The sequence below is a fragment of the Paenibacillus sp. FSL W8-0426 genome (genome assembly GCF_037969725.1).
GTDB classification, from domain to species: Bacteria; Bacillota; Bacilli; order Paenibacillales; family Paenibacillaceae; genus Paenibacillus; species Paenibacillus hubeiensis.
The window spans coordinates 252,255-278,548 of record NZ_CP150203.1; the positions used below are offsets into that span (position 1 = coordinate 252,255).

Annotated in this window: 17 protein-coding genes; 16 read left to right on the plus strand and 1 reads right to left on the minus strand. The window is 55.2% G+C overall.

Annotation, left to right across the window (positions count from 1 at the left end; genetic code table 11):
* Positions 1-137: 137 nt before the first annotated feature.
* The 9 genes from MKY59_RS01185 to MKY59_RS01225 all read left to right on the plus strand — a co-directional run bounded on the left by MKY59_RS01185 (position 138) and on the right by MKY59_RS01225 (position 14,785).
* Positions 138-1,118 (plus strand): ABC transporter permease subunit, encoded by a 981-nt coding sequence (locus MKY59_RS01185; RefSeq protein WP_339275589.1) that lies wholly within the window; start codon positions 138-140, stop codon positions 1,116-1,118.
* Between the two features lie 15 nt (positions 1,119-1,133).
* Complete coding sequence (locus MKY59_RS01190; protein WP_339275591.1) at positions 1,134-2,042, plus strand: carbohydrate ABC transporter permease; 909 nt, start codon at positions 1,134-1,136, stop codon at positions 2,040-2,042.
* 171 nt (positions 2,043-2,213) lie between these two features.
* Entirely contained in the window at positions 2,214-3,851 is a 1,638-nt protein-coding gene (locus MKY59_RS01195) for an ABC transporter substrate-binding protein (RefSeq protein WP_339275593.1), read from the plus strand.
* A gap of 196 nt (positions 3,852-4,047) precedes the next feature.
* Positions 4,048-6,267: a helix-turn-helix domain-containing protein gene (locus MKY59_RS01200; protein WP_339275594.1), complete on the plus strand. Its 2,220-nt coding sequence runs from the start codon at positions 4,048-4,050 to the stop codon at positions 6,265-6,267.
* Positions 6,268-6,592: 325 nt separating this feature from the next.
* Positions 6,593-8,914: a glycoside hydrolase family 3 N-terminal domain-containing protein gene (locus MKY59_RS01205; RefSeq protein ID WP_339275595.1), complete on the plus strand. Its 2,322-nt coding sequence runs from the start codon at positions 6,593-6,595 to the stop codon at positions 8,912-8,914.
* A complete protein-coding gene (locus MKY59_RS01210) occupies positions 8,911-12,111 on the plus strand; it encodes an alpha-mannosidase (protein ID WP_339275596.1) in 3,201 nt (1,066 codons plus the stop codon). Before MKY59_RS01205 ends, MKY59_RS01210 begins: the two co-directional genes overlap by 4 nt.
* Before the next feature lie 222 nt (positions 12,112-12,333).
* Positions 12,334-13,218 (plus strand): sugar phosphate isomerase/epimerase family protein, encoded by an 885-nt coding sequence (locus MKY59_RS01215; RefSeq protein ID WP_339275598.1) that lies wholly within the window; start codon positions 12,334-12,336, stop codon positions 13,216-13,218.
* A 4-nt stretch (positions 13,219-13,222) separates the two neighbouring features.
* Positions 13,223-14,095, plus strand: a complete 873-nt coding sequence (locus MKY59_RS01220; protein ID WP_236420322.1) for a sugar phosphate isomerase/epimerase family protein — start codon at positions 13,223-13,225, stop codon at positions 14,093-14,095.
* 261 nt (positions 14,096-14,356) lie between these two features.
* The gene (locus MKY59_RS01225) at positions 14,357-14,785 is read left to right on the plus strand and encodes a VOC family protein (RefSeq protein ID WP_236420321.1); all 429 of its coding nucleotides are present in this window, start codon (positions 14,357-14,359) and stop codon (positions 14,783-14,785) included.
* 162 nt (positions 14,786-14,947) lie between these two features.
* On the opposite strand, the gene MKY59_RS01230 is transcribed toward MKY59_RS01225, so the two are convergent.
* Complete coding sequence (locus MKY59_RS01230) at positions 14,948-15,820, minus strand: hypothetical protein (RefSeq protein WP_339275601.1); 873 nt, start codon at positions 15,818-15,820, stop codon at positions 14,948-14,950.
* A gap of 209 nt (positions 15,821-16,029) precedes the next feature.
* Between MKY59_RS01230 and ytxJ the strand changes: the two genes are divergently transcribed.
* The 7 genes from ytxJ (at position 16,030) to MKY59_RS01265 (ending at position 26,283) form a co-directional block, all read left to right on the plus strand.
* On the plus strand, positions 16,030-16,566 hold the full coding sequence (ytxJ, locus tag MKY59_RS01235) for a bacillithiol system redox-active protein YtxJ (protein ID WP_236420319.1): 537 nt from the start codon (positions 16,030-16,032) through the stop codon (positions 16,564-16,566).
* Positions 16,567-16,977: 411 nt separating this feature from the next.
* Complete coding sequence (gene kdpA / locus MKY59_RS01240; protein ID WP_339275603.1) at positions 16,978-18,660, plus strand: potassium-transporting ATPase subunit KdpA; 1,683 nt, start codon at positions 16,978-16,980, stop codon at positions 18,658-18,660.
* Positions 18,661-18,853: 193 nt separating this feature from the next.
* Positions 18,854-20,875: a potassium-transporting ATPase subunit KdpB gene (kdpB, locus tag MKY59_RS01245; protein WP_339278299.1), complete on the plus strand. Its 2,022-nt coding sequence runs from the start codon at positions 18,854-18,856 to the stop codon at positions 20,873-20,875.
* Between the two features lie 42 nt (positions 20,876-20,917).
* The gene (gene kdpC, locus MKY59_RS01250) at positions 20,918-21,478 is read left to right on the plus strand and encodes a potassium-transporting ATPase subunit KdpC (protein WP_339275604.1); all 561 of its coding nucleotides are present in this window, start codon (positions 20,918-20,920) and stop codon (positions 21,476-21,478) included.
* Positions 21,479-21,669: 191 nt separating this feature from the next.
* Positions 21,670-23,982, plus strand: a complete 2,313-nt coding sequence (locus MKY59_RS01255) for a histidine kinase (RefSeq protein WP_339275606.1) — start codon at positions 21,670-21,672, stop codon at positions 23,980-23,982.
* Positions 23,969-25,588, plus strand: coding sequence for an ATP-binding protein (locus MKY59_RS01260; RefSeq protein ID WP_339275607.1), 1,620 nt, complete (start codon positions 23,969-23,971; stop codon positions 25,586-25,588). The genes MKY59_RS01255 and MKY59_RS01260 overlap by 14 nt, the downstream gene beginning before the upstream one ends.
* Positions 25,585-26,283 carry a response regulator transcription factor gene (locus tag MKY59_RS01265; protein WP_339275608.1) on the plus strand — a complete coding sequence of 233 codons (699 nt, stop codon included), beginning with the start codon at positions 25,585-25,587 and terminating at the stop codon, positions 26,281-26,283. The genes MKY59_RS01260 and MKY59_RS01265 overlap by 4 nt, the downstream gene beginning before the upstream one ends.
* The last annotated feature ends 11 nt before the right edge of the window (positions 26,284-26,294 follow it).

Sequence of the window (26,294 nt, forward strand, 5' to 3'; positions counted from 1 at the left end):
AAATTCAAGAAAGCGCTACCTGACATGATTGTTCACATCATTAATGTCCAGACAAGAGATGTCGCAAAATTAGAGGCTGTTTGAGGGATGTAAATGTAATGTATCATTACAATTGAAGTATAGAAGGAGTGACGCGAATGAGTCGAGCTACGGAAACCCTACCCACCAAGCTGGAACTACAGCAACGCAGAAACGACGCTGAGCCGAAACGGCAGCATCCGTTTATCAAAAGCCTCAAAAAGCATTGGGAGCTCTACCTGCTGGTGCTGCCTCCGGTATTGTACCTGCTGATCTTCAAATACATTCCCATGGTGGGTGTGCAGATCGCTTTTAAGGATTTTAGCGTGGTCAAGGGCATTTGGGACAGTCCATGGGTTGGGCTGAAACACTTTGAGGCGTTCTTCGAGTCCCCCAACTTCTGGCTGCTTATTAAAAATACGATCGGCATCAGCTTCTACTCTCTCCTTGCCGGTTTCCCGATTCCGATCTTGCTGGCGCTGGCGCTAAACGAAATCCGGACGGGCTTCTTCAAAAAGTCGGTACAGATGGTAACCTATGCTCCGCATTTCATCTCGACCGTTGTCATGGTATCGATCATCATTCTGATGCTCTCGCCGCATGTGGGCGTGGTGGACCGGCTATTCTCATTCCTCGGTTTTCCGATGACCAACTTCATGGGCATCCCTGAATATTTCAAATCAATCTATGTCTGGTCCGGCGTGTGGCAGGGCATGGGGTACTCCTCCATCATCTACATCGCGGCGCTGGCGTCAGTCGATCCTTCGCTGTATGAAGCGGCCCGAATGGACGGGGCGTCGAGACTGCGAAAAATATGGCATATCGACATTCCCGCATTGGTGCCGGTCACGGTCATCATGCTGATTCTGAGCCTGGGCAGCATTATGGGCGTAGGCTTCGAAAAAATATTTCTGATGCAGAATCCGCTCAATACGAGCGCTTCGGAGGTCATTTCGACTTACGTGTACAAGGTGGGGCTCATCGGAGCCAACTTCAGCTTTTCCTCGGCAGTGGGATTGTTCAACTCGATCATCAACCTGATCCTGCTGGTCGTCGTCAACGCGATCTCGCGCAAAGTATCCCAAAACAGCCTGTGGTAAAGGAGGACGATGCATATGCTCAACCTGTTTAATCGCAACCGGATCAAGGACCCGCTCGGAGACCGTGTGTTCATGTTTTTCAACTACCTGTTCCTGACGCTGGTGCTGCTCATCGTGTTCTACCCGCTGCTTTACATTATCAGCTCCTCCTTCAGTTCCTCCCGGGCCGTGACGTCAGGCCAGGTATGGCTGTTCCCGGTCGATTTCAACATCAAAGCATACATTTCGATCTTCAAAAGCCAGCAGCTGATGCTCGGCTTCTGGAACACGATCATCTATACCGTGGTCGGTACGCTGATCAACGTCACGCTTACCGTCATGCTGGCCTACCCGCTATCGCGCAAATCGTTCTATGGCCGCGGCATTCTCATCATTTTCATGATGATCACGATGTTTTTTGATGGGGGACTCATTCCGACGTATCTGTTGATGAAAGACCTCCATCTGCTGGATACGCGCTGGGCGATGTGGCTGCCGGGAGCGCTCGCGGTGTTCCAGGTCATCGTGGCACGGACGTTCTTCCAGTCTTCGATTCCGGAGGAATTGGCCGAAGCGGCAGAAATGGACGGCTGCCGGGACATCCGCTATCTCATCAGCGTGGTGCTTCCTTTATCCAAGCCGATTCTGGCCGTCATGACCCTGATGTACGCGGTCGGGCACTGGAACGCTTACTTCGATGCATTGATCTACCTGCGCTCGGAAAATCTGTTCCCGCTGCAATACGTGCTGCGCAATTTGCTGATTCTGAACGCCGCCGATCCCGCCATGCTTGCCGGAACAAGCCAGCAATTGCGCGATCAGGGCTTCGAGCAGGTGCTGAAATACGCGCTGATCGTTGTCGCGAGCGTGCCGATCCTCATCCTGTACCCGTTCGTGCAGAAGCATTTCGTCAAAGGGGTCATGATCGGGTCCCTGAAAGGATAACGGACGAAGCGATTCTTTCGTTCGCGCATCTTGAAGGGAGGTGAGGGAGCGCTCCGGCATCCGGATTCGCGTTTAGAGAAGCGAGCAGCCGAATGGAACCCGGAAACCCAAATCAACATGGAAGACGTGAAGGGGCATAACTATCGTTCTCATTCAAAAGGAGGAGTCAGGTTGAAAAAATCATGGTTGTCGATGTTGTTTCTGATCATAGCTTCGGTGATGCTGCTGTCGGCGTGCGGTTCATCGGACGGGGCGGACACGGGGAGCGGGGATAGCGGCGAGAGCGGCGGGCCCGTGACGATGACGTTCTTCGCTCCGCAGGGCAAAGCGCCGATGGAGGAGAACGAGTTCACCCGGTTTATCGAGAACAAGTTCAACGTGAAGCTGAAATGGGACCTGGCACCGACGGACGCGCTTCAAGACCGCAGGCAGCTGCTTCTGGCGAGCGGAGACTATCCCGAAGTTTTCCTGCACGGCAAGTTCACGACGTCCGACCTTCAGAACTACGGCAAGCAAGGGGTATTCATTCCGCTGAACGACCTCATTCAGCAATACGGTCCGAACCTGACCAAAATCATGGAAGAGAAGCCGTATTTCAAGGAAGCCATCACGGCACCGGACGGCAATATCTATGCACTTCCTATTTTCAATGAATGCTACCACTGCACGTATGCGCAAAAGTACTGGATCAATACCGAATGGCTGGATAATCTCGGACTGGAGATGCCAACCACGACGGATGAATTGTACACCGTGCTGAAGGCGTTCAAGGAGAAGGACCCGAACGGCAACGGCAAAGCGGATGAGATTCCGCTGACAGGTGCCCCAAACAAATATGTATGGAACGGCAATATCGATGCCTACTTGATGAACAGTTTCATATATAACGACAATGATAAGTATTTGATTCTGGAAAATGGAAAAGTCGACTTTGCCGCCAACAAAGAAGGCTGGAAAAAGGGACTGGAGTACATGAACAAGCTGTATTCCGAAGGTTTGATCGATCCGGCGGCGTTCACGCAGAACGATCAGGCAATCGGACAGCTCGGCAATAAGGAAGGCGATGAAACGGTCGGCTCGGTCACGACGGCGCTGCTCAGTTACCTGGTGAATACGTACGACAAAACGATTACGCGCCATCAGCACTGGGATATCGTGCCTCCGCTGAAAGGGCCGGATGGCGTGCAGACGACTGGAGCAACGCAGAGCGTAGGCGAATTCGAATTCGCCATCACGAACAAAGCGACGGAAGCCCAACAGATTGCGGCCATTCAGATCGTCGATTACATGTTCAGCGAAGAGGGTGCTCTCTATGCAGAGTACGGTCCAACGGAAGGAAAGGGATGGAAGAAGGCCGAGGCGGACGAAAAAAACATCAATGGCGAACCTGCCAAGTATAGTTACTACAACCTGCCTGAACGCGATCCGAATATCGTCGTGAACGAGAGCTGGTCGCAAATCGGTGCTCACGATTTGTCCAATACGTTCCGCAACCTGTTCGCTGAAGGGCAGAACCCGCTTGAAGCCGAAGGTTACGGCACGCGCCTTGCCCAGGCTACCAATGTGTATGCGCCGTACGCCCCGAAAGAGGTCTATCCTGCCAATGTCTTCATCCGTCCCGAGGATACGGAAACGGCCGCTCAGCTGACCACAGCCATCAAGGATTACGTGCAAACCAACATGGCCCAGTTCATTATCGGCAGCAAGAGCATCGACAAGGAGTGGGACGCGTACGTGAAAGGATTTGACGGGCTGGGTCTGAGTCAGTACCTGGAGATCTACCAGCGCGCGATCGAGAAAAACCAATAATCCAGACGGATCTATAAAAGAGGCTGTCCCGGTCCGATGAATCGCGACCGGGACGGTCTTCTCCTATACTCCTTGCATTGGGGCTCATGTGAGTTGAATTTGAATGAAGGTTTCATAAGCGGAGGGGATATTTGCCGCTCCAGGCAAGGGCGGGTGATGTATTTCATTCATATATCAGTGGCGGGGGGTTCCGGAGATGAGGAGCAATTGGTTCAGACGTTTGCTGTTGTCGTATTTGCCCGTGTTTTTTATCGTGACCACCATTTTGTTTTTTATCTTTTTCCAGGTGTTCAATGAACAGAATCGGAGGGAAGCCCTCAAAGCCAATGAATTTCTGGCCTCGCAGGTGACCCAATACCTGGACAATTCGCTGCGGTCGATCGATTTCAAGGTATTGCGCGAAATGTTGACCAACAGCACCCTCAAAAATTATTACGCCGGCTACGGCGGCGGGGATGTCTATGCGGACATTCAGGCGATGGAGGCCATTGACGAGCTGAAAATCGAATACCCGCTAATCGATTCCATCTATCTCGTTCGAAATACGGACGATACGGTGTTTAGCAATGGAAAGCGGGTTGCGGTCGCCGATTTTCCCGATGCCGGTTTTATCCGGGACAGCCGCGAAGCGGACATTCAAAAATGGGTCGGTGCCAGAGCGTTCAAGGCGTTTCCGTCCCAGGCGGCCAAACAGGTCGTCACCTTGATCCGGGGAGCCAGCAATGGTGCCGGACTCATCGTGGTCAATGTGGACTTGGCCACCCTGCGCAAATCGATCATGCAGATGTATGATCCGGAGTTCACGTTCGTTCATATCTATAACAACCAGGGAGGCAATCTGTGGGATGGAGCAATGGGTGAGCGATCTGCCGTCAAAGCAGCATCCGGCGAAGTATTCTCGGAGTTTACGTCCAGCTACAGCGGATGGAAGGTCCAAACCGGGCTGAATAACGGCAAAATCGTCAAATTTGCCCTGAAGTTTTACGATATCTGGTTTGTGTTTGCGCTGGCCGTGGTGTTGACCGGCGTGATCTGGGTGATTTACGTCACCCGTAGAAATTACAAGCCGCTTCAGCAGATCGTTACGCTGATCGAGACGGTGGCCTCGCAGAAGCAGCCTGCGCCGGGGGTCAACCAGGCGAAGGAAAACGAATTCCGTTTCATCCATGCCACGCTGGAGCGCATGATCGAGCAATCCAGGCATTATCAGGAGGAACATGAGGAGAACCTCATTTTGCATAAAAAGTACCTGTTCCAGGAGCTGCTCGAAGGCACTTCCGAATTTTCCGCAGAGGAATTGGCCGCAGGCATGCGCAGGTTCAACCTGCCCGAGCCGGGAACGCGGTGGTCCGTCATGGCGGTGGAGATTGACCGCTATGCCCGCTTTACTGCCGAGTACCATCTTCAGGATCAGTCGCTCCTGAAGTTCGTCCTGTCGAGCATGCTGCAGGAGAACGCCCGCAAGGAAGGCATGGAAGTATGGGCAGAGTGGATTGCGGGGCATAGGCTGTACGCCATTGCATGGCTGCCGGAAGGGGTGCTGCTGGAGGATGCGGAACAGCGGCTTCTCTCAGGGTACATGGAGCAGGTGGGCCAATATCTGAACTTTACGGTCACGATCGGCGTCGGGCGGGTGGCTGTTGATCTGCGCGGCTTGCGCGCCTCCTTCAAGGAGGCGGTCCGTACACTCGATTACAAAGCTGTGCTTGGTCTTAACCGGATTATCCCTTGTTCGGACGTTCCGGACTCGACCAACGACGTCTACGAGTTCCTGAAAACCATCTCTTCGCTGGTGCAGGCCATGCGGCTGTCCGATGGCGATTGGGAGAAGCATTTCGATCGGTTGTTCGAGCAGATCCGCGCTTCGGTTCTGTCCAGGCAGGAGATCATGAACACGGTCCAGCTGCTGTTCCAGCACTACAACCGGGAATTCGCTGAGCTTCCCCGCGAGTACCATGAGCTTTGGGCCGAAGTGTTCGGAGGTCTGCTGCCGCGGCTGGAGGAATGGGAGACGGAGGAGGATTTGCGCCTGCTGTGCCTGGAAGGATTCCGGGAGCTTGCACGGCGGATGAACGAGCTGCGCTGTTCCAAGAAACACGGGACGAACATTTTGGAGATTCGAAAGTATATCGAGGAGAATTATAGCAATCCGGACCTTTCTCTGAATTATTTGAGCGATCTGTTCGATATCAATCCGAAGTACCTGAGCAAGCTTTTCAAAGACGAAATCGGGGAGAAGTTCGTCGACCTGCTGATCAGCCAGCGGATCGAGAAGGCCAAACAGCTGATGCAGGAAACCGACAAAGCTATTCAGGAAATCAGCGAGGAAGTAGGGTATACCAACTACAACTCCTTTAACCGGGCATTCAAAAACGTGGTCGGCATGGCGCCGAGCGATTACCGTAAAGCTATTTGATAAGACGGTGCATCTCGTGAACAGTTTAACGAATCTCAGACACCTTATATCGTCGAAATCGGCCGATCTGTCGCTCTAACGAACATGAGACACGTTAATTTCGCCTTAAATGCTGCATCGACCCTCGATTTTCAGCAAATAACGCTGCTGAGATTCGTTAGAGCTGAGAAGGCTGCTGTTTATTAGAAGTAACGTGTATACGATTCGTTAGAAACTGAGGAACCCTTTTGAATTGTTCATTTGACGTTTGGCAGGGAATGAAAAGTTGGCGCCGATGCGCTCGTACTTCTCGCATACTATTTTGATGTACAAAAGGAGAACGCACATGGACTACAGAGATGCTTCACGTCCGGTACCCGAGCGGGTGCAGGATCTGCTCGGGCGCATGACGACCGAGGAGAAGATTGGGCAGTTGATCCAGCCGATGGGCTGGAAAGCGTACGCCAAAGAGGCGGACGGCACCGTGCAGGTGACGGAAGCATTCAAGCAGGACGTGGCGGATGGAGGAGTCGGGTCGCTCTATGGCGCGCTTCGTGCCGATCCGTGGACCGAGGTGACGCTGGAGACCGGACTTTCGCCGCGCCAGGGTGCGGAGGCGATGAACGAGATTCAGCGATACGCGATTGAGCATTCCCGGCTCGGCATTCCCGTTCTCTTCGGCGAAGAATGCTCGCATGGTCACATGGCGATCTGCGCAACCGTGTTTCCCGTACCCTTGCTGGTCGGGAGTACATGGAATCCTGCGCTGTATCGGCAAATGAGCGAAGCCATCGCACTGGAGACGCGCAGCCAGGGAGGGGCGGTGACTTATTCGCCGGTGCTTGACGTGGTACGTGATCCACGCTGGGGCCGTACCGAGGAGTGCTTTGCCGAGGATCCTTACCTTATTGGGGAGCTGGCTGTGGCTGCCGTCGAAGGTTTGCAGGGCGAGCGTTTGGATTCTCCGCATACCATTGCGGCGACGCTGAAGCATTTCGCGGCCTACGGCAGTTCGGAAGGCGGGCGCAACGCGGCACCCGTACATATGGGCATGCGGGAGCTGCATGAGATCGACCTGCTTCCGTTCAAAAAAGCGGTGGAAGCAGGCGCCTGCTCCGTCATGACGGCGTACAACGAAATCGACGGCGTGCCTTGCACATCAAGCACATATCTGCTGAATGACGTTTTGCGCGAGCAATGGGGATTCGAGGGTGTGGTTATCACGGACTTTGGCGCGATCCAGATGCTGGTGCACGGCCACAACACGGCGGAGAATGGCGAACAGGCCGCAGCTCAGGCGCTGAGGGCGGGTGTGGACATGGAAATGTCGGGATATATGTTCCGTAAGCATCTGAAACAAGCGTTGGAGCAGGGATTTATGGCTGAGCACGATCTGGATCAGGCGGTGAGCCGCGTGCTGGAGCTGAAGTTCAGATTGGGACTGTTCGAGCAGCCGTTCGTCGATCCCGCCTTTGCGGAACGGGTCATCGGCTGCGAAGCGCACAAGGAGCTGGCTCGGCAGGTGGCCCGGGAAGGCATAGTATTGCTGAAAAACGAAAACGGCACGCTTCCCCTCGCTAAAAAAGGGTATACACTTGCCGTCATCGGTCCGAATGCCAACCACGTTTATAATCAACTCGGCGATTACACCTCGCCTCAGCCGAAGGGAAAGGTCGTTACCGTACTGGAGGGCATTCGCGCCAACCTGGCGTCGCTCGGGGAAGATGCGGCCGAGGTGCTTTACGCGCCGGGCTGCCGCATCAAGGGCGAATCGCGCGAAGGGTTCGCTCAAGCGCTTGACGCTGCGGAGCAGGCCGATGCCATCGTGATGGTCATGGGCGGCTCCAGCGCCCGGGACTTCGGCGAAGGCACGATTGATTTGAGAACGGGGGCCTCTGTCGTTACAGACGACCCTTGGAACGACATGGAGTGCGGCGAGGGCATCGACCGCTCTTCGCTCAGTCTGACGGGCGTTCAGCTGGAGCTGGTGCAAGAGGTACATAAGCTCGGCAAACCCGTCATTGTGGTGTACATCAACGGTCGGCCGATCGCAGAGCCGTGGATCGACGAGCACGCGCATGCGATTCTGGAAGCATGGTATCCCGGACAGGAGGGCGGAAATGCCATCGCGGACATTTTATTCGGGGATGCCAACCCCTCCGGCAGGCTCAGCGTGTCCGTTCCGAAGCATGTCGGCCAGCTTCCGGTGGTGTACCATGCCAGACGAACCCGTGGCAAACGGTACTTGGAGATGGAACTTGCACCGCAATATCCGTTCGGTTTCGGGCTCAGCTACACCACGTTTGACTACGCTAATATCCGGGTGACGCCCGAAGTGATCGGACCGGACGAGGAAGCAGAGCTTCATGTAGACGTGACGAACAGCGGCACCGTTGCCGGAATGGAGGTCGTTCAGCTCTATGTCACGGACGTTACCGCCTCCGTTACGCGACCTGAACTGGCGCTGGGGGGATTCACCAAGATTGAGCTTGAACCTGGACAGACACGGACTGTTACACTCAAGGTCGGCTTTGAGCAGCTCTCGCTCGTGGACTCGCAGCTGCGCCGCATCGTGGAACCGGGTGAGTTCAGGTTGAAGGCAGGCCGTCATTCGCAGGATGGAATCGAGTGCACGCTGCGTGTACGGAACAAGGGGGGAGAAGCATGATCCGCATTCATCGTTTCATTCAGGATATGGAGCAGAGCCGCTGGCTTGATTGCATTGAGCTGCCACAGTGGCAGGTGCAGAGGACCAAATACGTTGTTCCAGCCGAATATGAAGACGAGCAAGAGGCGGCTGCCTTGGAGGACATTACGGCGCTGCAAGGCGTTCATGGCACGACGTATCGACTGGGCACTACATTGGATATTCCGCCGGAGTGGGAGGATGGCGCGATTGGCTTAGTTTTTGAAACCCGAGGCGAAGGATTGCTGCGAGTGAACGGCCAGCCGTATCACGGCTTGGACCGGAACCATGGCTTTGTGCCATTGCCAAGAAGCCGGACCGGCATGAATCCGCTGCTTGAGGTGGAGCTTTACGATCCGATTCCGGAGCCCCACGATCCCTTAAACCGGCAAGCCACGATCAACCCGCCGATCCGCGGCATCCGCGCAGCGCTCGTACACGTCAATCGCCCGCTGCAGAGCTTGATGTACAGCGTAAAAGTGCTCGCCGAATCGCTGCGCGAATTGCCGGAAGCCGACCTGAAGAGGGGCCGCTTGATCCAGGCCGTGCATCGGATTATGGATGAGATGTACGACAATCCGGAACGCTGGAGCGACGCAGGCTGGGTCGGCGAGTTCGAGCATACGCTCGCTCTTGCCGTACAGGAGGTGGACCCGGAGCCAGCCCGTTCCGGATTCATGCATCTGATCGGGCAATCGCATATCGACGTCGCTTGGCTGTGGCCGGTACGCGAAACGGTGCGCAAAACCAGCCGCACCTTCTCGACGATGTGCGCCCTGATGGACGAGTATCCGGACTTCGTCTACTCCCAGAGCCAGCCGCAGCTCTATGCCTTTGCGAAAGAGCATTATCCTGAGCTGTACGAACGCGTCAAGGCCCGGATTGCCGAGGGGCGATGGGAGCTTGTCGGCGGCATGTGGGTCGAGCCGGACCTGAACATTCCGAGCGGTGAATCGCTGGTGCGCCAGATGTTGTACGGACAGCGATTCTACGAGGCCGAGTTCGGCAAGCGGTCGAAGATCGAGTGGCTGCCCGATACGTTCGGATATTGTGCGTCCCTGCCGCAGCTGCTGAAGCAGGCAGGCATTTCCTACTTCATGACGACCAAGCTGAATTGGAATGACACGAATGTTTTTCCGCATGACTTGTTCGAGTGGGTAGGGATTGACGGTACGTCTGTGCTCTCCTACTTGAACCACGGCGTGAATGAGCATACGCGCCCGAAAGATGTGGCGGAGCATTGGCAGTCCTACAGGCAGAAGGGAGTTCATCCCGAGCAGTTGCTCCTATACGGGCATGGCGACGGCGGCGGCGGGGTCACGAGCGAAATGGTGGAGATGGCTGAAAAAGCCGCCTTTATGGTGGGTCAACCTGTCAGCAGGTTCAGCACGGCCGCTTCATTCTTCGAAGGCATAACAGAGCGGCAGCCGGAATTGCCGCAGTGGCATGGCGATCTTTATTTGGAGCTGCACCGCGGAACGTACACGACGCATGCACGGAACAAACGCAGCAACCGCAAAGCGGAGGTGTTGTACCGGGAAGCGGAAGTGTGGGGCCAACTCGCGGGTCTCTCGAGCGCTGCCACATCAATGGCCATCCCAAAAGAGCGCGTCTCGAGCGCTGCCGTTCACGGAGCAGACCCGGCACAGTTGAAAAGCAAGCTGGATGAAGGATGGAAGCTGATCATGCTGAACCAGTTCCATGACATTATTCCGGGAACATCGATTCCCGAGGTTTATGTGACATCGGCGCAAGAATACGCTCAGGTCTTTGAACTGGGAACGTCGGCCTTGACGGGCGCACTGGATAATATTGCAGGGCAAATCGCCACCGATGGTGCAGAGGGACAGCCGTATATTATTTTCAACAGCATGGGCTGGGAACGAAATGAAGTGATTGAAATCACGCTGGATTCATCGATTCCGGAAATGGCTGCCTATGATCAGGAGGGGCATCGTCTTGAAGGCGAGCTTGTTCGGAGCGAAGGCGTGCATAAGCTGATGATTCACGTGACTGGCATCCCGGCATTTGGATATACAACGTTGTGGCTGCGCCAAGCCGACCGATCTGTAGCATCCGGTGAATCGGACCGTGTGGTCGGTTCGGATCATGCCGGCGATACCGGCAATTCCGTCCCTTCGCGTTGGGAAACGGACGAATATGTGCTCGAATTCAACGAGGCGGGCGAGATTACCCGCTGGTATGATAAATCGCTGCAGCGCGAGTGGCTGAAGCCCGGTGAGTTGGCGAACGAGCTGCAGCTGTTCCATGACAGGCCCACGTATTGGGATGCATGGGACATCGATCCCCGGTTCGAGTCGCAGCGCGCCGATCGGGCACGTTTGATCTCCAGCGAGGTCGTTCGACAGGGCGGCGTGCAGGATGTGCTGCGCTTCCGATGGGAGCTGGGCGCATCCAAGATCGAGCAGGATATCGTGCTGTGCCGCCATCAGCGCCGCGTCGATTTCAGGACGCGTGTGCAGTGGGCGGAGAGTCATAAGCTGCTGAAGGTAGCTTTTTCCGTAGATTTGGTAGCGACCCGGGCGACCTACGAAATTCCGTTTGGCGCGTTGGAGCGGTCAAGTCATGCCAATACAAGCTGGGAACAGGCGCAATTCGAGGTATGCGGCCATCGCTGGGCAGACCTTTCCGAAGGCAATGGCGGGGTCAGCCTGCTGAATGATTGCAAATACGGCTATGACATTAAAAAGCAGACGCTCCGGTTGTCGCTGCTGCGGGCTCCGAAATGGCCTGACGAACATGCCGATCAAGGGGAGCATGAGTTCACCTACTCCTTGCTGCCACATGCGGGAGATTGGCGTGAGGCGGGCGTGGTGCGCCGCGCCATGGAACTGAACCATCCGGTGCACGTGGTCGCTGCGGAGCAGCATGCAGGTATAATGCCCGGCGTATACGCGTATTTCCGCTTTGACAGCAAACACGTCATTCTGGATACGGTCAAAGCGGCCGAGGACGGCTTGGGAACGATTTTGCGTTTCTATGAATCTTCCGGTGGCAGGGAAACCGTGGAGCTGCGCTTGCCCCAAACATCGATAAGAGCGTGTACAGTCAATCTGCTGGAGGATGAGGGCGAAGAACTCTTTTGTCAGGACGGAGTGCTTCGACTGGCATTCAAGCCGTATGAGGTGAGGTCAGTGAAACTGATGCCAATGCACTAAGCGAAGGGAGCGTTTTTTGGCCGAACATGACATATTCTTTTCGTGAAGGCAGCAGGTAAGCAGCCGGAAAACGACGGGAAAAGTTTATGATGGAAAGCGGGCGTATCGGCAGGAAAAACAGGCAGCTATGGCAAAAGGTAAGCTTGTAAGCCGCACAGCAGCAACACGTCATGAAGAGGGCAGTACCAATCTGGGAAGCGAACATAACAGGGAGGGTAACGCATGAAATTAACCAACAACATCGGCGTCATCGTGGATAGCTTTGGCGTAGGCGTACGCGAGGGACTGGTCAAAGCCAAGTCGGCCGGAGCGGAGGGCGTGCAGATTTATGCGGTCAAAGGCGAGATGGACCCGGCGAACCTCACGCCGGCAGCCCGCAAGGAACTGAAGGATTACATCGCATCCCTCGGGCTGGAGATTTCGGCATTGGTCGGCGATTTGGGCGGGCACGGTTTTCAGGTGAAGGAAGACAATGCATGGAAAGTCGAAAAATCGAAGCGCATCGTCGATCTGGCCCTGGATCTGGGGACCAACATCGTGACCACGCACATCGGCATCGTTCCCCATGATCCGGCATCGGAAGTCTATCATACGCTTCACGCCGCTTGCGAAGAATTGGGGCAATATGCCAAAAGCGTAGGGGCCTATTTCGCCATCGAGACCGGGCCGGAGACGGCAGCCGATTTGAAGGGATTTCTGGACACCCTCTCGACCAACGGCGTATCCGTCAATTTCGACCCGGCCAACATGGTCATGGTCACAGGAGATGATCCGGTCCAAGGAGTGCATCTGTTGAAGGATTACATTGTGCATACGCATGTAAAGGATGGCGTTCGCCTGAAGGAAGTTGATCCGAGGGATGTTTACGGAGCCGTTGGTTATGCGCCGATGGACCATGACAAAATCGCGGAAATGGTATCATCGGGCGTCTTTTTCCGCGAGGTTCCGCTAGGTGAGGGAAGCGTTGATTTTACCGCTTATTTTGCAGCCCTTCAGGACATCGGGTACACCGGTTACCTGACCATCGAGCGCGAGGTCGGCGACCAGCCGGAGCAGGATATTCGCAAAGCGGTGGAGTTTATCCGAAAATACAGAGGAGAGGCGTAAGCATATGAAAATCGGCCTGAGTACCTACAGCCTGCTGAACGAGTTGAACGCAGGGAGCATGACGGTGCTGGACGTGATCGACTGGATTGCCGCAAATGGCGGCGAACACATGGAGATGGTTCCATACGGTTATACCGTGGAGGACAATCCGGAACTGGCTGACGCTATTCGGGAGCGTGCGGCTGCCGCAGGCATTGAGCTGTCCAATTATTCGATGCCCGCCAATTTCGTGCAGGAGACGGAGGAAGCCTTCGAGGAAGAGGTTGCCCGGGTGAAGCGTCACGTCGACGTGGTTCATCGGATGGGCGTGAAGCATATGCGGCACGACGTCACAGCGTTCAAGCTGCCGAAAGAGCACATGACGATTGCCTGGTTCGACCAGCATTTGCCGCTCATGGTGAAGGGCAGCCAGTTGATTGCCGATTATGCTGCAGGCTTCGGCATTACAACGACGATCGAAAACCATGGTTTCAGCGTGCAGGCGAGCGACCGGGTGCAGCGGGTGCTGCATGCCGTGGATCGGCCCAATTTCAAAACGACGCTGGACGTCGGCAACTTCCTGTGCGTGGACGAGGACCCGATTGTTGGAGTCATGAATAATCTTCCGTATGCTTCCCTCGTTCATTTCAAAGATTTCTATGTGCGTCCGTTCGACGAAAATCCGGGCGAAGGCGAATGGTTCACCACATCCCATGGCAATTACATGCGCGGGGCGATCGTGGGACAAGGCGATCTTCCCATCCGCAAAATCGTCAAACTGATCAAGGACTCCGGCTATGACGGAGCCGTTACCGTGGAATTCGAAGGCATGGAGGAGTGCAAAGCCGCGTCCAAAATCGCCATGGACAATTTGCGCCGGTTCTGGAACGAGGCGTAGACTACCGCCGTAACAGATCATAATCTTTATGCAATGCATGCACTTAGCCAGCCGTGCACCCTTCATCAGAACTGCTTCGCTTAACCGCGCGGGCAGTTCTTTTCGTTTTTGACGCGGAGCATAAACGTTAGGAATTTGGAACATCCTACCTTGTGGCCGACTCGAATTTCACTGCTTGTCAGGTGGACAAGCCTTGGTATATACTCTTGACGCAAGTGAATTGAGCCATATAATCCGTGAGTTTAAAGGAGCTGGAAACGAATGTCGATCAGTCTGAATGTGTACCTTGTAACCAATGGAACCGGACGCGAAGCAGTGGAACTGTATAAAGAAGCATTTGGTGCCGAAGTGCTGGATTTGAAAACATTTGGCGATATGCCGCCAAATCCCGAGCATCCGATTCCCGATGAGGCGAAGGACTGGGTCATGCATGCATCCTTGCAGATCGGCAGCTCCCTGCTCATGATTTCTGATACCCTTCCTGGCATGGAGCATACCGTGGGCAACCACATCACGGTCACCGTAAATACGGATACGGCCGAGGAAGCCCGCCGCATTTTCGACAAACTGAAAGAAGGCGGAACGGTCACCATGCCGGTACAGGAAACGTTCTGGAGCCCGGCCTACGGCCAGGTTACGGACAAGTTCGGCGTGGGATTCCAGATCAGCGCAAAGCCTGTCCAAGCTTAATTCGGTCTTTAATGTCCCCGCTGCTGCTGGGCAGGGAAACAGTGAGGAAACAAACAAGCCTCCAAAGCAGCGCCCTGATAGGCGCTGTTTTCGGAGGCTTGTTTGTCTTGTATGAATGTACGTCGATAGACGTATTATTTCCCATGTTGGCTGCTTTCGACCCTACTGTTTCTGAATTTTGGACGGATTGTTGATCTTGTAGGGCACGGGGTGTTTAGCCAGTTTCTTTTTGATGATTTTGGCGTCAAACGTCAGCGTATCACCGACTTCAAGGTCCAGCTTTTTGATCGTGGCGCTGTGGCTGGACCAGGCCTCGCCCACTTCGAGCATATCCGGTTCCAGAATCGCGACGGCTTCATAGATGATGACTTCGTCGTCATTGTCGGCAAAATGGTTCGGCACCGTCGTAAATTCCTTCACGACCGCGGTCATTTTGACCTTGCCTTCCGGCAAATCGAGTTTGGCTGCCTTGGCTTTGCTCGCGGTTTTGGCCTTAGGTTTGTCCTCCGATGCGGATGCCGATTGGGGAGACACGTATTCTTCGACCAGCCCGTCCGGATCGCCTGGCAGACTGGCCGTGGATGCGATGGCTCTGTCAGTGGCGGAGGGCTGTTCTTCCGTGGCGGAAGAATTGTTGTCTGCCAAATCAGACGATTCTGCGTCCGAAACAAGTCCGTCATCGGATGAGGATTCGACGGAGCTTGTCTCGCTGCCGTCCACCACGCCTGGCGTGCCCGCTTTTTTGTCCGGCGCTGCAGCGAGCGTGCCTTTAAAGCCCGAGGCCTGCATTTCCTTGAGATAAGCGGGATGAATGCAGTGTTTCTGGTCGTTGTCCAGCTGAATGACTGCGGCCATGTGATCCACGAAACCAACGATGGTGCAAGGGACGTTCAGACCATTCCCTTTATAATAAAATGTTTTGAGCTTAGTCGCCTTGTCCGACAGCAGCCCCCATTCTTGGCACTTTTCGATGCGTTCTTCATCCGTGTGCAGCGGGGTATAAAAATCCGGCTCAATCATGAATGCATATGTCATCAAGAAAATCTCCTTTTCCCGTTCATTTCTATCCCTTTTCAGCGTATCCAAATTACAAATAGTGTAACACAAAAACAGGGGGTGAGATGAGTAATTACCCCCGTTTTTCATAGGCCTATGATATAATTTCTGGAAAGAGGACGAATGAATGCGGAGGATGCCTTCTAAGAGATCGGCGCTCCGATAACGTTGGGGGAAGGATGATCTTTGTGGATAAACAGGTGAACCATCAGGCGTTATGGCTCAGCATAGGTGTTGCCATCGGGGCCTGTATTGGCGTCGTCACAGATCAGATCGCGCTCGGCGTCGCCTTTGGGGCAGCGCTCGGCATATTCGTTGGTTCAATCGTGAGCAAGCGTGCTCTTGCCGATTCGGAGCGTCTGCTCAGCGGGCAGATTGCGGAGATATATAAAACAGACGATTGGGAGGAGGCACTCCGCCGTTCAGATGACCACCCTGTGCTCATCCTTAAGCATAGTACAACTTGTCCCGTCAGCGCGCGTGCGTATCGGGAATTTGCCGCTTTTGTCAGCGCGAATGCCGCCAATCCGGTACAGAATATGGAGTATCGGATGGTGGATGTGATCGAAAGTCGTCCGTTGTCCCGCCGGATCGCTGAAGAAACGGAGATTCGCCATGAATCGCCGCAGGTATTGCTGCTCAGCGAGGGCAAGGTTCTCCATCACGCTTCCCATTCGAAGATCACCAAGAAGAAGCTGTTGCAATGGGCGCAAGAACCGTTTTGAGCAACGAAAAATCGACCTTAAACATGAACCTGTTCGTTACAGCTGGGTTGCAGCTGGAGTGAAGGGTTCTTTTTTTGCATTTTTACGCTTTTTTTACGCGCTGCCGGTCCAATCTTTACCCCATTTTTACACGGTTCCGTATTAAAATTTCAATGCGAGCAGGAGAAAAAGGAGGAAATCCGGATGGTGAACGACGTCACGATGATTGCGTTGACGGTGCTGATGTTTGCACTGTTTTGGGGATTTATGAATTTTTGTGAGAAGGCATAGGGGAAGAAAGGGAGGGACCGGATATGGTCGTTGTAGGTTCGATCGCGCTGGCACTGATGGTGTATCTAGGCTATGTGCTGGCGAAGCCGGAGAAGTTCTGATGGCAGGTGTTGCAAGTGCGAATTGGGGAGGACACATGGAATGAGTACAGGTTGGTTGCAAGTGGCAGTCACGCTGCTGATCATCATCCTGCTGGTGAAACCGATGGGGAGTTATCTGGTAAAGGTGTTTGGCGGGCAAAGGACATGGCTTGACCGGATCTTTGGCGGTCCGGAGCGTTTGTTATACAAGGCGATGGGGGTACGGGAAGATGAAACGATGGGGTGGAAAAAATACCTGTCGGCCGTTCTCCTTTCCAATATGGTTATGCTGATCCTGATGTTTCTGGTGTTGCGGCTGCAAAAGTGGCTGCCGCTCAATCCGGACGGGATCGACAACATGCCTGCGGCACAGGCGTTTAACACGGCAGTTTCTTTTATGACCAACACCAACTGGCAGTCGTATACGGGCGAAAATGCTCTATCGTATCTGTCGCAAATGTTGGCCGTGACGTTTCCGATGTTCACGTCAGCTGCAACCGGCTTTGCCGTGGCGATTGCGTTCATACGCGGCTTGGTAGGCCGCAAGAATGAACTGGGAAACTTTTATGTGGACATGGTGCGTGCCATTACGAGAGTGTTTTTGCCGCTGAGCGTGCTCGTTGCGCTGTTTCTCGTATTTCAGGGTGTACCGCAGACGTTGGCCGGAGCTGTCCGTGCAGCGACGCTGGACGGGGGCGAACAGACGATTACGCGGGGACTGGTGGCTTCACTGGAATCCATCAAACACCTGGGTACGAACGGGGGAGGATGGTTCGGAACCAATGCGGCTCACCCGTTCGAGACGCCGACAGCTTTGGCCAATCTGGTGCACATCGTCTGTATGATGCTGCTGCCAACGGCACTGGTGTACGCTTTCGGCATCATGGCGAACAACAAGAAGCAAGGATGGGCTTTATTCGCCGCGATGAGCGCACTGTTTCTTGTTATGTTGACGACGGTATTCGTATCCGAATATCGCGGCGTGCCTGCACTTGAGGCAGCGGGCATCCAAGGAAACATGGAGGGCAAGGAAGTGCGGCTCGGCATTTCCGAATCGGCGCTGTTCACCGCAGTTACGACGGCGGCGACGACGGGCTCAGTCAACAATATGCACGAATCGTTGACACCGCTTGGAGGCATGGTCCCCATGGCCCAGATGATGCTGAACAACGTGTTCGGCGGCAAAGGCGTAGGGCTTCTAAACGGTCTGCTGTATGTGATCTTGGCCGTGTTCATCTGCGGTTTGATGGTTGGCCGGACGCCTGAATTTCTCGGCAAAAAGATTGAAGCGAAGGAAATCAAGCTGGCATCCATTGCATTGCTGATTCATCCGCTGATCATTCTGGCTCCTACGGCGCTGGCTTTCCTGAGCCCTGACGCCATGGCGTCCATTTCCAACGGTGGGATGCATGGAATCAGCGAGGTGTTGTACGCATTTGCTTCGGGAGCGGCCAATAACGGTTCCGCGTTTGCCGGGCTGAATGCGAATACGGACTTTTATAATATCGGCATCGGCGTAGTGATGCTGCTGGGAAGATACGTTTCCATGATTGCGCTGCTTGCCATTGCCGGATCGCTTGCCACCAAACGAATTGTTCCTGTAACAACAGGTACACTGCGCACAAATACACCGATGTTTGCCGCCGTTCTGGTGGTCGTCATTGTGGTCATTGGAGCCTTGACGTTTTTCCCGGCATTGGCGCTGGGGCCGATCGCAGAGCATTTGGCTATGTCGGTCGGATAGCGTTCGCCTGCATTAATCAGATGACGCTACGATGGGACAACAAAATAGGAAGTTACGACCTGCGAAGATAGTGAATCCATGAAAGAGGGAGCGCACAATGGAAGGAATGAACAACGAGCTGCTTGCGGCAGGTGCCGTGAGAGGAGAGAACGGCCATCTTCAGCCCGGGAACACCGGGAAGCCGGGACGGTTAATGAACAAGGAAATTATGCTACGGGCAATGATTGATGCATTCAGGAAACTGAATCCGGTGGCGATGATCAAAAACCCGGTCATGTTCATCGTCGAAGTAGGCACCTTGATTACGCTGCTGTTATGTATCAAGCCCGATTTGTTTGCTGCAGCGGCCGAGGGAGGGCGGGCGTACAACATGGCGGTATTTCTGATCCTGCTGTTTACGCTGTTGTTTGCCAACTTCGCCGAAGCCCTCGCCGAGGGCAGAGGCAAGGCGCAGGCAGATACGCTGCGCAAAACGAAGTCTGATACAACGGCCAGACTGGTGCAGAAAGACGGCACGACGCTTCAGGTTTCCTCGACCCAGTTGAAAAAAGGCGATGTTGTTCGCGTAGAAACAGGCGAAATGATACCGACCGACGGCGAGATTATTGAAGGGCTCGCGTCGATTGATGAATCGGCGATCACGGGAGAATCGGCGCCTGTCATTAAGGAAGCGGGCGGCGATTTCTCTTCGGTCACGGGCGGCACGCGTGTGGCTTCGGACTATATTGTCATGCGGGTGCAGACCGATCCGGGAGAATCCTTCCTCGACCGCATGATCTCGCTGGTGGAAGGCGCACAGCGCCAGAAGACGCCGAATGAGATCGCGTTGACTACCCTGCTTGCGGTGCTGACGATGATTTTCCTGATCGTCATTATGACGATGTTTCCGATGGCTGACTATCTGGGCATCCATCTTGACGTAGCGACGCTGATCGCACTGCTGGTCTGCCTGATTCCAACGACGATTGGAGGGCTGCTCTCGTCTATCGGCATTGCGGGCATGGATCGCGTCACCCAGTACAACGTGCTTGCCATGTCAGGGAAAGCGGTGGAAGCCGCAGGAGACATCGATACGCTGATTCTGGACAAAACGGGAACGATCACCTATGGCAACCGGATGGCATCCGAATTCGTGCCCGTACAGGACGTAACCGTGCAAGAGATGACCCGAGCGGCGCTGCGGGCTTCCGTGCGGGACGAGACACCGGAGGGGCGCTCTGTGGTTGAGTTGGCGGGCCGCCAGGGCGAACAGTGGAACGAGGCCGAGTACGCTGCGGCCGAAAGCGTAGAGTTCACCGCAGAGACGCGTATGTCGGGGCTCAACATGGCTGATGGACAGCAAATTCGCAAAGGAGCAGTCGATGCTATTAAACGCCATGTCGCGGCTCACGGCGGACGGGTGCCTGGCGATCTGGACGATATCGCAAGCCGGATTGCCAAAGCAGGCGGCACGCCGCTTGCCGTGGCCATCGATGACCGGATTTACGGTGTCATCTATTTGAAAGATACAGTGAAGCCGGGACTTAAGGAGAAGTTCGAGGAAATGCGCTCCATGGGCATCAAAACGATCATGTGCACGGGGGATAACCCGCTGACGGCTGCTACGATTGCGCTGGAAGCCGGTGTTGACGATTTTATCGCCGAAGCGAAACCGGAGGACAAAATCCGTGCCATTCAAAAGGAACAGCAGGAAGGCAAGCTCGTCGCCATGACAGGAGACGGAACCAACGACGCCCCTGCTCTCGCTCAAGCGGATGTGGGCCTGGCGATGAATTCGGGGACGATGGCGGCGAAGGAAGCTGCCAACATGATCGACCTCGACTCCGATCCGACAAAGCTGTTGTCCGTCGTATCCATCGGGAAGCAGCTGCTGATCACCCGGGGGGCGCTGACCACGTTCTCGATTTCGAATGATATTGCCAAGTATTTCGCCATCATTCCGGCGATGTTCATTGCCGCTATGCCTCAGTTGCAGGCGCTGAACATTATGAACCTGGCTTCGCCGCAGTCGGCAATCCTGTCGGCGCTCATATTTAACGCCGTCATTATTCCGCTGCTCATTCCAATCGCCATGCGCGGCGTGAAATATCGCGCCATGTCGGCCGACCGGCTGCTTGGCCGCAACCTTTTGCTCTATGGCATCGGTGGCGTCATCGTACCGTTCATCGGCATCAAGCTGATCGACCTGGTGTTGTCGGGACTGAATTTTGTATAAGAGTAGAGCTGGAACCATTACACGTTTGGGATGTGAAACACGATGAAAATGACAGTGATCGCCCTTCGACTGTCTTTAGTTTTAATGTTGTTATGCGGTGTCATTTACCCACTTGCAACGACAGCCGTTGCACAGCTGCTATTTCCGGCTCAGGCGAACGGCAGCCTGATTACGCAGCAGGGTAAGGTGATCGGTTCCTCGTTGCTGGCACAGAAAGTGGCCTCGCCGGGTTTGTTCCAGCCAAGGGCATCCGGTGCCGGATACGACGCTGCCGCTTCAGCTGGCTCCAACCGGGCTGTTGCATCAGAGGAGTATGCGGACGAGATGATGACCAAGATTGCGGAGATCAAGCAAGAAAATCCGGCACTCCAAACGGTTCCCGCCGATCTGGTGACCGGTTCAGGTTCAGGACTTGACCCCGATCTTTCTCCGGAAGCGGCCAAAGCCCAAATCCCCCGGATCAGCCAAGCTACCGGATTGGACGAACAGCGGCTGAATCAACTGGTGAACGCGCAAATTCGAGGACGGCAGTGGGGTCTGTTCGGTGAGCCGAGGGTCAACGTGACCGAATTGAACCTGGCCCTCTTGGCGGAGATGAAATAATCCGGAATTGAAACGGATTGGAATAGAGCCGCCACAGTCTCTGAACGGGCTGGATATACATGCCTTCCCCTGGCGCGAGCCGGTGGGAGGCTTCTCCGTTTTTTGGCCAAATTGCGTCACAGACTTGAAGGATGGGGGTGAGCCTATTGGACGAAAGCTTCAAGCGCCGATCTCCGGAGGACATTCTAAGGATGATCCACAAGTTACAGCAGGGCACGTTGAAAATTTACATCGGTCCGGTCAGCGGCTCGGGGAAGACGTATCATATGCTCAGGGAAGGCAACATGCTTCGCGAACAGGGAGTGGATGTCGTCATTTGTGCCGTTTCGACGATGCAGCGCCCAGAGACGGAGGAGCAGCTGGGAGCGCTGGAACGCATCCCGAGCATTCACTGGCTGCGTGAACGGGATGGTGCAGTGATGAAAGATCTCCATTTGGAAGCTTTGCTGGAGCGTAATCCTGAAGTGGTGCTCGTGGACGGACTCGCTCATCGCAATCGGCGCGGTGCTCGCCACGCCACGCGGCTGGAGGACATCCGCTGGCTGCTGCAGCATAACATCAGCGTGATTACGACCGTCAATGTATATGAGCTGGAGGGATATACCAAGCTCGCCCGCCAATTGACGGGGGTGTCCGTGGAACATACGGTGCCAGACGACACGCTGGAACTGGCCGATGAGGTGAAGCTGATCGACGTGACGCCAGAGGCGATATTAAACAGGCTTGCCGAAGGGCATCTGAGGGGCCATGAGAACCATGCTGTATTTCACCACGGCAACTTGGGCATTTTGCGTGAATTAGCGCTGCGTCTTATGGCCGAAGAGGTGAACGAATCGCTGCGCGAACATCAGGAGGAGACGGGTACCCCTGTCATGACAGGCAGCATGGAGCGCATTTTGGTATCCAGCCAGTATCACTGGAACGGTTCCATCTATATCCGACGGGGGCAGCAGATTGCCAAGCGGTTGAACGGAGAGTTGTACGCCGTCACATTTCGCATGGGGAAGCAGCCGCTCACCAAGGAGGCCGCGGCCTTTCGGCGGAACATGGTCAAGCTGGTGGAAAAGTTCGGAGGCCGGTTCGAGGAACTGCGCGCTCTGCATCGGAGGCATATTCCGTCCGTGCTGGCGCGTTATGCGACAAGGCATCGCATCACCCGGATCGTGATGGGTCACTCGCGCCAGAGCCGCATGCAGGAGCTCTGGCAGGGATCGTTCGTGAACTCATTGCTGCGCAAGGTGCAAGGCGTCGATCTGTTCCTTCTGGCCGATACTGCCCGAAGGGATGGCGAGCGCGTGCTTCCTGCCCGGCTGGCTGATGCGGATGCCCGAACGTATCGCAGATTGACCGATACGGAAATGAAGGCACAGATCGGGCAAATCCGTCGCGGCAAGTTTAAGGTGTATATCGGGGCCGCTCCCGGCGTAGGCAAAACCTACATGATGCTGCGGGAAGGCAATGACCTGCTGCGCAAAGGCATCGACGTACGCATCGGTCTGCTGGAGACGCATGGCCGGGCGGAGACGTTGGGGCAGATCGGCCAGCTTCCGCTCATACCACGTTTAAAGCTCAAATATCAAGGTGCCGAGCTGGAAGAAATGGACACGGCCGCAATCCTCCGCCTGTGCCCGGAAGTGGTGCTCGTGGATGAACTGGCGCATACCAACGTGCCTGGCAGCCGAAACAAAAAGCGGTACGAGGACGTGATCCGGCTATTAAACGCAGGTATCTCTGTCATTACGACCGTCAACGTGCAGCATCTGGAAAGCCTGAACGATGCGGTGGAGCATATCACAGGCATCCGGGTGCGGGAGACGGTGCCTGATCGGATCATGCAAATGGCCGATGAGGTACAGCTGATCGACGTTGCGCCCGAGGCCTTGCGGCAGCGCATGCGGGAAGGTAAAATCTATGCAGCAGCCAAGGTGGAACAGGCGCTGAATCATTTTTTTCGCGTGGGCAACCTGATTGCCCTGCGGGAATTGGCTTTGCGCGAGCTGGCCGACGACGTAGACGAACGGCTGGAGTCGGCAGGACGGGGAAATGCCCTGCGGGGCCCTTGGCGGCGGCAGGAAGTCGTTTTTGTATGCGTTAGCGTCGGCGCGCATGCCGAATTGCTGATTCGGCGCGGATTTCGTACGGCATATCGGTTAAAGGCCGCCTGGCACGTACATCATGTACAGGTAGGCCGTACGGCGAAAGAACAGGCGGGCCGGCTTGAAGCGTTGGAGCAGCTGACAGTCAGGCTGGGAGGCCGGTTTCATGTGCATTCGGCAGACCGTCTGCGGGATGTGCCGATGATATTGGCGAACAAGGCTGCCGAGGCCAAGGCGACGCAGCTGGTCGTTGGGCAGGCTCGGCTCGGTTGGCATTTCAACCGGTATCAGGGGACCGGATCGCTGGTTAGCCGGCTTATCCGGTTGTCCAGACACATGGATGTGCTCATTGTGGCCGATTACGATCATGAAGCGGGTGAGGTGTCGGCGAATCGTGCAGGAACATAATAGGGATCACCAGCATGAAGCACGGCTGGAAAAACAAAAGCTGCCCCATATATGGGGCAGCGTATCGGCATATGCGTGGGTAACGATCGCCATCGCGTTGCTGACCGCGCTGATCGACTGGATCGGGTTAAGCCGGGATATGGTCAACGCCGCGCTAGTCTACCTGTTTCCCGTATTGGTCAGCGCGGTCTATTGGGGACTTGGACCGGCAATATATGCGGCCAGCCTGGGCGCGGCTGCATTCGACCTGTTTTTTATTCCGCCTTATTTCAGCTTCAAGGTGGATGATTTAAGATACATTCTTTCCTTTGCCGTATATTTGGCGGTTGCCATCCTTACGGCTACCCTGTCGGGCAAGCTCCGGCAGCAGTTGGAGACCGTAAAGCAGCGTGAAGCCACCACCGGTCTTCTCTATGGCTTGAGCCGTCAGATTACTGCCATAACGGATATGGAAACATTGCTATCCAGCATCGCTCGGCAGGTGTCGCAGATGCTGAACGCCCCGGCGGCACTCTATCTTCCTGATGCGGAAGGGGAATTGCAGGCGTCGTCTTCGCCTGCAAGACCTGGAGAACCTGAATGGGGAACCAGTGAATCGGAGCTGGCCATCGCCAGATGGGTGCATGTTCACGGGCAGATGGCTGGCAGGGGATCTTCGAGCTTGCGGGAAGCCTCCGGAACCTATGTGCCGCTGCGCACGGAAGAACAGGTACATGGCGTGCTTGCGGTGAACATGGAACTGCCCGATCCCGGCAGTTTGCCGGAAAGACGCCGTTTGCTGGAAGCCTGTGCTGATCTGGCAGCAAGCGCGATTGCCCGAGTGAAGCTGGCGGAGGAAGCGCGTTTGGCCCAGATGACGGCCGAGTCGGAGCGCATTCGCACCGCCCTGCTCGATTCGGTGTCGCATGAGCTGCGTACGCCGCTCGCGGCCATTATGGGATCATCCACTGGCCTGCTGGAAAATGAGGAGCTTTTTACTGCCGAAGATCGGCGCGAACTGACGGCCAACATTCGGGATGCGGCGATGCGCATGAACCGGCTGGTGACGAACCTGCTCGAGATGGTCAAGCTGGAAAGCGGCATGCTTCAGCTCAGGCATAACATGTGCGACGTGGGCGATATGTTAAGCGTAGTGTTGGCGCAGGTGCAGCAGTATAAGCAGCAGCGGATAATCCGATTGGAGCTGCCCGATCAGCCGCCATTCGTTTCCGGCGATGAAGTTTTGCTGGAACAGATGCTGGTCAACGTACTCAGCAATGCGATCAAATACTCGCCGAATCCCAGCGAGATCGTCATCTCGGTCGCGATGGATGCCGGGGAGGGTTGGCTGGTCATTACCGTGGCCGATCAAGGTCCAGGCATTCCGAAAGCGGAACGCGAGCGGGTGTTCGAGAAATTTTACCGTTCGGATTCCACGAAGCACGTCACCGGAAGCGGGCTAGGGCTGGCTATTTGCAGAGGCATCGTCGAGGTGCATGGCGGCACGATTGCGGCGGAAGCCAATCCGGACGGGGGCACGCGCATGGTCATCCGTTTGCCGCTGGATGCGGCAGATACGGGATTTCTCGGGACGGGAAAAGAAGAGGGACAGGAGGAATGCACATGACGGCATCGCAAGGTGCACGCATCTTGGTCGTGGATGACGAACCGCAAATTCGTAAACTGTTAAAGGTGACGCTTCAAGCGCATCAATTCGAAATCCATGAATGCATGGACGGGGAAGAAGCCGTCGCTCAAGCCGGAATCATGCATCCCGATTTGGTTGTGCTTGATCTAGGCTTGCCTGGCATGTCTGGAATGGATGTGCTGAAGCGGATTCGTGAGTGGTCGCAGGTTCCGATCATCGTGCTGACGGCCAAGGACCGGGAGGAAGATAAAATCGCCGCATTGGATGGCGGTGCCGACGATTACGTGACAAAACCCTTCGGCATGGGCGAACTGGTCGCCCGCATCCGGGTTGCGCTTCGCCATGCAGCCAAATCGGCCGACGAACCCGTATTGCGCTGCGGCGCTTTGACCATTGACCTTGCCCAAAGGCAGGTGGAGTTGGAGGGCATGCCCATCAAGCTGACCCCGACCGAGTACGACATGCTGAAGGTGCTTGCCTCCAATGCAGGCAAAATCGTGACCCAGCGCCAATTGCTGCAGCAGGTGTGGGGCAGTCATCACAACGAATCGGACAGCCATTATTTACGGGTATATATAGGACATTTGCGCAAAAAATTAAACGAAGATCCTGCTCAGCCGCGATTCATCCAGACTGAACCAGGCATCGGATATCGATTTTTAATGCAAGACTAATGCCTGGAAAT

Bases quoted from the DNA above. Each gene is read 5' to 3' on its own strand.
- MKY59_RS01185 (WP_339275589.1), top strand. From the start codon at position 138: ATGAGTCGAGCTACGGAAACCCTACCCACCAAGCTGGAACTACAGCAA.
- MKY59_RS01190 (WP_339275591.1), top strand. From the start codon at position 1,134: ATGCTCAACCTGTTTAATCGCAACCGGATCAAGGACCCGCTCGGAGAC.
- MKY59_RS01200 (WP_339275594.1), top strand. From the start codon at position 4,048: ATGAGGAGCAATTGGTTCAGACGTTTGCTGTTGTCGTATTTGCCCGTG.
- MKY59_RS01205 (WP_339275595.1), top strand. From the start codon at position 6,593: ATGGACTACAGAGATGCTTCACGTCCGGTACCCGAGCGGGTGCAGGAT.
- MKY59_RS01210 (WP_339275596.1), top strand. From the start codon at position 8,911: ATGATCCGCATTCATCGTTTCATTCAGGATATGGAGCAGAGCCGCTGG.
- MKY59_RS01215 (WP_339275598.1), top strand. From the start codon at position 12,334: ATGAAATTAACCAACAACATCGGCGTCATCGTGGATAGCTTTGGCGTA.
- MKY59_RS01220 (WP_236420322.1), top strand. From the start codon at position 13,223: ATGAAAATCGGCCTGAGTACCTACAGCCTGCTGAACGAGTTGAACGCA.
- MKY59_RS01225 (WP_236420321.1), top strand. From the start codon at position 14,357: ATGTCGATCAGTCTGAATGTGTACCTTGTAACCAATGGAACCGGACGC.
- MKY59_RS01230 (WP_339275601.1), bottom strand. From the start codon at position 15,820: ATGACATATGCATTCATGATTGAGCCGGATTTTTATACCCCGCTGCAC.
- kdpA (WP_339275603.1), top strand. From the start codon at position 16,978: ATGAGTACAGGTTGGTTGCAAGTGGCAGTCACGCTGCTGATCATCATC.
- kdpB (WP_339278299.1), top strand. From the start codon at position 18,854: ATGAACAAGGAAATTATGCTACGGGCAATGATTGATGCATTCAGGAAA.
- kdpC (WP_339275604.1), top strand. From the start codon at position 20,918: ATGAAAATGACAGTGATCGCCCTTCGACTGTCTTTAGTTTTAATGTTG.
- MKY59_RS01255 (WP_339275606.1), top strand. From the start codon at position 21,670: ATGATCCACAAGTTACAGCAGGGCACGTTGAAAATTTACATCGGTCCG.
- MKY59_RS01265 (WP_339275608.1), top strand. From the start codon at position 25,585: ATGACGGCATCGCAAGGTGCACGCATCTTGGTCGTGGATGACGAACCG.